Annotated in this window: 7 protein-coding genes; 3 read left to right on the top strand and 4 right to left on the bottom strand. The window is 49.1% G+C overall.

Annotation, left to right across the window (positions count from 1 at the left end):
* The first annotated feature begins 279 nt into the window (after positions 1–279).
* On the top strand, positions 280–1,143 hold the full coding sequence (locus VE954_RS18885) for a hypothetical protein (protein WP_324955595.1): 864 nt from the start codon (positions 280–282) through the stop codon (positions 1,141–1,143).
* Positions 1,144–1,252: 109 nt separating this feature from the next.
* On the opposite strand, the gene VE954_RS18880 is transcribed toward VE954_RS18885, so the two are convergent.
* Positions 1,253–1,876 carry a hypothetical protein gene (locus VE954_RS18880; protein WP_324955593.1) on the bottom strand — a complete coding sequence of 208 codons (624 nt, stop codon included), beginning with the start codon at positions 1,874–1,876 and terminating at the stop codon, positions 1,253–1,255.
* 12 nt (positions 1,877–1,888) lie between these two features.
* Complete coding sequence (locus VE954_RS18875) at positions 1,889–2,920, bottom strand: hypothetical protein (RefSeq protein WP_324955591.1); 1,032 nt, start codon at positions 2,918–2,920, stop codon at positions 1,889–1,891.
* A 593-nt stretch (positions 2,921–3,513) separates the two neighbouring features.
* Here VE954_RS18875 and tnpB point away from each other — a divergent pair.
* Entirely contained in the window at positions 3,514–3,840 is a 327-nt protein-coding gene (gene tnpB, locus VE954_RS18870) for an IS66 family insertion sequence element accessory protein TnpB (RefSeq protein ID WP_324955589.1), read from the top strand.
* A gap of 67 nt (positions 3,841–3,907) precedes the next feature.
* Positions 3,908–5,473, top strand: a complete 1,566-nt coding sequence (gene tnpC / locus VE954_RS18865) for an IS66 family transposase (RefSeq protein ID WP_324955587.1) — start codon at positions 3,908–3,910, stop codon at positions 5,471–5,473.
* Here the strand turns inward: tnpC and VE954_RS18860 are convergent.
* Positions 5,463–5,816 carry a transposase gene (locus VE954_RS18860; RefSeq protein WP_324955586.1) on the bottom strand — a complete coding sequence of 118 codons (354 nt, stop codon included), beginning with the start codon at positions 5,814–5,816 and terminating at the stop codon, positions 5,463–5,465. The genes tnpC and VE954_RS18860 overlap by 11 nt on opposite strands.
* A 44-nt stretch (positions 5,817–5,860) precedes the next feature.
* Positions 5,861–6,742 (bottom strand): histidine kinase dimerization/phospho-acceptor domain-containing protein, encoded by an 882-nt coding sequence (locus VE954_RS18855; RefSeq protein ID WP_324955584.1) that lies wholly within the window; start codon positions 6,740–6,742, stop codon positions 5,861–5,863.
* Positions 6,743–7,059 lie beyond the last annotated feature (317 nt).

The raw sequence follows: 7,059 nt of genomic DNA, 5'->3' as shown, positions 1-7,059 counted from the left end.
GTTCGTTCAGTTCGTCTCCGGCTTCACCGTCCATATGCGTATAAAATCGTTGTCGATCATCGCATTACTGTTGCAAGATCTTTCGTTGCACGTTTATCTCGCCCAGAGACATTCTTGCATCAAAAAGAGGTCTTATGCGAGCATGCAGGGAGATTATGCTAAAATATAAAAGGTAATTCAGAGCCTCTGCTTCGGTTACCTCTCCGCCGCCATCAGGTAATTTTTTTGGGGGGATGCCTGGACCGCTAAAAATGTTTCTCCGCACATGAGGGAAGTGAAATGTCGAGCAACCAATTCCGCGACCTGTGGTCAAAGGCTCAAGAGCAGACTTTGAGACTGAAGAAGTTGTTAAATATCAACAACACTATTGATCTTGGGTTTCACTTCGAAATAATCATCGCCATCAACTGGAATCTGGTGACCAGGCTGTCGATTGAGAGAGCGAAGCGCCTACGATATCGGGACACTATTGACCCAATTGACCTGATTCCCGTTCATAGTCATCTCCGAATTCACGGGACAAGTCTTATTCACCCCACGAAAGGCGGAATGTCGGCGTCGGTCGAGGCTCATCCATTTGTCCACGAGAGCCTGCTCGGACGTATGAAAACCTGGGCGACGTTTGATTTGAGCCAGGTGCGTCTTTGTTTTGGACTTCTGAGAGAACAGGAAATTGGCATGCCAGGAACCCTGGAAGGAATGGATAAAATTAACGGGGCGTTCAGGGACCCATCAAACGAAATGCCCTTGTATTTCGAAACGGATGAATGGGAGCCCACTCATAATCTGTTCATCGGGCGTCCCCAAAAAACTTTGAGAAATGAAAGCAAGCCAGTTCCAAATCAGCGCGAGATCTTGGTGTCGGGCATCGATCTTGAAGGGGTCCTCAATCGGATCTACTGCGCAGCTTTGGGCGTGGAGCCTTTGAAATGGGCTGCTGGAGAGCAACCGCCCATGGATGAGCCTGAATCAGAAGTTGATGCAATCCCTGATGCTGCTCCCGGGTTCAAGGTATTCGTTCAAGGCAAATACTCGGAAACAGGTCGGCTATGGCTCGCCGGCAAGGTGGGCTCTGGGAACCCCATAATCCTGACCAGAGACGAAATGTCCATTAGGATCAACATTTCGCCCATCCAAATATGATGCTGCAAGGGCTGTCACGCCTGACGGCGGCCTAAGGTGGGTCATGGACTTCCCCCGAATCGCTCCAGGGAGCCCTTCGTCAGAACGCAGCATGCAGATTCCTTAAGATCTATTGCAAGGCTTCATAGAGTCGAACAACTTCCGGCGGGAAGGAACTTAAGGGCTCTTCCTTATGACCGGGATCAAGTTTTGACAGGTCCATATAATAATCAAGGCATTGGCTGCGGATTACAGTGATGACCTGCTCGTCCCTGGCACATTCCAAATAAAACTCCCGGAAATGCAGCTGCAGCTCCGGATGCTGCAGCTGAAGTTCAGCGATATCACCCAGCTGCTGCGCAGCCTGGATTGTTTGCTTCGGAACGTTGTGGATAATTTCTGAGCTGCTGCTCTCTGCAATTGCAGCTTTTTGTCGAAGAACTGGGCGTGCCATTTCGATAATGCGCTGCAATTTTTCTTTCAGTGGGCTGTGGATACCTGGATCTCCGGCTGCCAGCAGAGAATTTTCATCTGCTTCTCTGGCTGGTGGCTTGGCAGGCAGTGCCTCCGGCTTCGGTGAATGTTTGTTCTCAGTATTGTTGGCCGCATTCCGCTTTTTTGGATTGCCCTCAGCTTTGGCCGTGCTGGGCGGTCCTTGTGCATCTGAAACCGTCCTGCCGGGTACAGGCTTGAAGCAGTATACACCAATAAAAATCAAAAGGATGATAAATACCCCAACAAGTTCTCTGCGCATCGGTCCTCCTGCTCAACTGCCGATTTCTGTAAAACCTGAAATGTCAATTTTCGGAAAGCCTTTTTCTGGAGTCAGATCCCGAACCGGCAGGGCACTTCCGTCCTTGGGCTTGACCACGCGTGAGAGGGCATCAAGCAGAATGCTATTCAGAACCGTCTTCTCCCTGGCCGTACAGAGGTTCCCACATTTGGCGATATAGGCCTTCAGGACGAAATATCCAACTGAATAAGCGCCATTTGCACTGTCGTCACACGCTGGTTTACCGACAAACTCCTGAGCAATGCCAGCATCGGCAGGACAAGGAATATGTGAAAAGCCAAAGCTGCCTGCATTGAAATTGCCGTCAGCATGTCTTGCCTCATGAAAAAGAACCGACACCCGAAAAGCACTGTTTGCATAGGCATTCACTTTCTCACTTGGCTGAGCGTCAGGATTGAAGAGTGCTGGACCAATTTGCATGACTCCGTTGCGCAGGACATTGGCATCTATCCATTCATCATTGATGTCGATTGACGCATAACTATATTTTGGATCGGCTCTTCTCAAAGCCCCACTCGCCTGAAACAGGGCTGTGCCGATCATGGCTGCAGCAAGGCTCTTATTACCCTCTGGATCTTCAGCAGGTGGAATGTAGTCAATCGCAAGTTGCTTTGCACCAGGGTTTATGGCTGCAAGCTTGTAAACAGACAGGTCCTCGGCGATCAGGTAGTGGATGCGTTCCTTCAGCCAACCGGTCAGGCTCCCGGCTTTAAGGTTTTGCACTTGCAAAATTTCTGTCAGGGCTTTGTCATTACTGGCATTCGTATTGAGATCGTAGCGCTCAATCCACAAAAAATCCTCGCGAAGTCCGGCTTTTGCCTGATCTGTTACCCGCTTATCGAAGATAATATGATTGGTCAGATCCACTTCGGCCGGCTTGTTCTTATCCACAAAGCCAGCTTCAGGAATATCAGGCTGCGATTTTTTTCTGTCTGACTTCCGTCCACAGCCACTGACCTGAGTGAATACCACTAGAAATGTAATGATTCCATTCAATGTTTTCACGCTTATTTGTCCATTCTTTAGTGTTGAATTTCGTGACTGTGCAGCATCTGTCAGATGTTTATAGCAAGCTTAAGACCAGAAGGCGTGAACTATAAAAATTGAAAGTTTCAGGGTGGAATAGGGGAGTGACGCCGATCCGTGTAAAATCCTGGCAGAATGAAATTAGCCTAATGATTTTAACAATTTTTTGTTGATTTTCCAGTGGGCGGGGATGGCAGCAGAGGGCACGACCTCAGTAAGGAGGGTCGTCGAAGTCACCAGGGAAAACACCAATTACATGGCGAACAAATTGTTTAAATCATTGTCAACTGTAGCATAGCTGCACTGGTTCGGATTCATCCATATCCTTGGATACGCTGGATTTGTAAACGAAGGAATCCAGGAACAGTTTCTGCAATGGATCATGCGCGACCAAGTCTGATTCTGATCTCTTGTCGCAGTGCCATGCTTATGTCGGGGGATCTCGGCCCCCGGCAGGACTTGGATACGACAATGCAATCCTGTTGAGCGTAAGTCAGCAGCCCTGCCCGTCTCTTGAAATTTTCTGAGTTCCTGCCAACGTGCCGACTTTCAGATCACTGGAAGGAATCTGCATGTTTTTAGACCCACGATCAGTTGACGTCTTTATTTATAAGAAACCCATCGACTGCCGTAAGGCGCATGCCGGACTTGTTCAGCTGGTGAACTGCGTGCTCCTAAAGGAAATCCGCGGCGGCGCGATATTTTTGTTCGTTTCACGTGACCGCAAAACCGCGAAGGCGCTTCGCTTCGATGGATCAGGCCTCGCGATATACCATAAGAAAATGGAGCGTGGCAAGGTCATGCAGTTTTCGTTCGAAGGTCAATCGATCCCGGTATCAGCGGATATTTTCATGAGCATTCTATCCGGCGCCGAAATTCGGCTTGATCTGAAGATCTGAAATCGCTACGGTTTGCCCAGCTTTACGTCGTTTTATGGGTGCAAAACATCAAAGCAAGGATGCTGCGATGGATATTGATATAAGCCGTATCAGTTTTAAGAATGAAAAAGACATCGATTATTTGCGGTATGCTGGCGACCATTTGCTGACTCGAGTGATTGATCTCGAGCGCCGTCTTGCTCTGGCTCTGCTCGAAAAGAAAATCGACGAAGATCTGCTATCCGTCCTGACTGAGGATCTGCATTTACTTAAGAAGCGATTCTTCGCGGAAAAGTCCGAAAAACGTGCACGGGCCAAGGATAAGCCGTCTTCCAGACGAAACAAGGATCGCCTGCTGCATAACCACAGGCCGATCAACGGTGACCTGTCGCAAGTCGAGTGTGAGCTTGCGTGTGAGGAGGTTTTTTACAACAATTTATCCGGAACGAGCGAGGACGAAGACGGCAACAGTATCTGTTCATGCGGTGAGGGGCTTTTGATGCCAATGACCGGGGCCTTCGAGGAGTCCGGTGAAATTGATGTGACCGACAGAGTCTACACGATGAAACGGCATAAACGGCAAAAATGCAAATGCACGACCTGCGGCAAAATCATGACTGCCAAAGGCCCAGACAAACTCACGGCCGGATCGCGTTTTTCCGTAGCCATGGCCGTTCAGGTGGCTGATGATAAGTTTCATCATCACCTTCCTCTCAATCGGCAGAGTGAAATGATGGCTGCCAGAGGGCTTGCCGTCGGCACCAGGACGCTCTATGCGCTTACGGAACATCTCATGAAGCTTTTGGAGGAAATCCCGGCTATGATACGCTCCGAGATTCACTCTGGCAGACATATTCACATCGACGAAAGTCCCATGGATATTCTGAATCCGAAAACCAAAGGCTATGTCTGGTCGATCAGCAATCCGATGGGCGCCTATTATCAATACGAAACGACCAGAAGTGGCAAGGTCGCCAGGGAAATGCTTTCGGGATACGGCGGCGTGATCATGGCCGATGCTTACAGCGGCTACGAGTTTTTGGAACGGGAAGAAAAAATCACACTTGCGTTATGTCTTTCACACGTAAGAAGAAAGTTCCATGATGCCAGGGAAAGCTATCCCAAGGCTGAAGAAATGCTCGATCTCATAGATGAACTTTATGAAGTTGAGCATACGGCTTCCAACTTTATTGAATTGCAGAAGGTCAGAGCCGAAAAATCAACACCTGTCATCGAAAGAATGCAGCAATGGATGCGCGGACAGAGCGGTAGATACCTCGTAAACTCCACTATTGGCAAGGCAATATCATATGCGACTGACAATTGGGATCGGTTGGTTCGGTTCCTCGATAACCCATACATTCCAATTGATAACAACGCTGGCGAGCGATCCCAGAGAAGACCTGTGATGGGCAGGAACAACTTTCTGGGATTCAGAACTATCAATGGAGCCGACACCGCGATGTTCTTCTATACAATAATCGCCAGCTGCAAGCTACTCGGAATAAGTCCCAAAGGTTATATGGCGACCATGGCCACGCGCGCATTGAAAGGTGAACAGCTGATTTCACCCTATAAATTTGGCCTCGAAATAGAAAATGCCATCAAAGAACGCCTGGCATTGGAGATGCCGCAATCGCTGCTTAACAATTAAAATCGAGCCGAACGCCGTTCGGAAGATAAAGCTTCATGGGTTCGCCGGCATAACTCAGCCGCTGGAGCGAGACCTCCCTGTCCACAATTTTTGCTGATATGAAATCTTCCTGCTGCGGAGCGGGGAGGCTCGCAGGTTCAGACAGCCCGGTCGAAACCCATTTCGAAAGCGCGGTTCCCGACACTCCCAGCGTGCTCCTCACGGCAGCCATCGTATATCCATTCAAGTGAATTGAATCTACAACCGCTTTTTTGAGTTCCGCGGAATAGCGTCGGGATCGTGGATTGGAGTTTTTTCTTTGAAGCTCGTTTTGGAATTTTACTTTGATTTCGTCAAGGGTCATGGAAATGCTCCGTCAAAAATTTTGCGGAACATAGCTTGAAAGATCTACTGCGGCAAGAACGGGGCCGGCGACTCACTTACGAAACAATCGACTTCGAGTTCCATACCGGCACGTTCGATGAGGGAGCGAAAGCCGCTTGTGAGGTCTCTTGTCAGAGCTACTATATCGGTCTCCTGACACACGGCCTGAACTCGCCCGGCCTCAATCCGTGAAAAGTCGAGAAGGGTATTGACAAGCTTGAGAAGTCGGAGCCCATTCCGTTGTATGATTTCAAGTCGCTCGCGGTGTGCGGGAAGTATTGCGATTTCGGCGTCGGCGAGAGCGTCCTCAAGAGGACCCAGTATAAGGGTCAAAGGTGTTCGGAATTCGTGGCTTACATTGGCGAAAAACTGCGTCTTGATTTTGTCAAGTTCTTCCACTCGTTTTAGGAGTGCCTCAAGGTCAGCATTCTTCTGAAAGATTTCGCGCTCCTGGGCCTTCTTTTCGGTGATATCCCGACCCTCTGGCACAATGAAGACGACTTTACCGGTTTCGTCTTTCACTGGAATCATCGAGAAATCGATAATGATCGTTTCCTTGCCATTGGCTCGACCGTAAATTTCAACGTCATAGCGAATGAACTCACCTTGAGACGCTCTCGATACTGCATTCTTAAGTGTTTCCTGGATTTCCTCCGAGACAGCCCACCAAAAGCACTTCCAAAACGGTCTTCCCTCTACATCAGAAAGCTTTAAGCCTGCGCCCTCTAGAGCCGCTCGATTAACTTCTAAAAGAGTTCCTTTGGCGTCGAGGAGCGCCACGAACTGATACATCTCATCCAGTGCAATGCGCGCTAACTTTTGGCGGTAGTGAGAAGTGCTGTCGTCCCCAAGGATTTCTGTGCCACGAACCTTAACTGCATTCCGCGATTGTTCGAAGTTGTCCAATATTTTCTCCCAATATTCGCAAGAAACCATCCTCTCGCACATCCCAAAAGGCTGAGCTATGCGCCGTATGTTTTTAATATCTCAGCCAACTCGAGGACGACAAGGATTCGTGTGTTTAAGTACCGAGTGTGGTCAAAACCCATGCTCTGCAAGGAGTCTGCGAATGGCGCCAGTAATGGAGGATATCACGATATTGAGCCAGGCTATTTCACGGTTTTGAGCCACCCGCTTCACCGGACCGAAGGGACGCGCTTACTTGATTTCACGATGGCTCATTCTTTGTCAAGTTGAGCTTCTTTCTTCACCTGCCTTTTCGA

Origin of the sequence: Oligoflexus sp., assembly GCF_035638955.1 — a bacterium.
GTDB lineage: Bacteria > Bdellovibrionota_B > Oligoflexia > Oligoflexales > Oligoflexaceae > Oligoflexus.
This window is presented reverse-complemented; position numbering and strand designations above follow the sequence as displayed.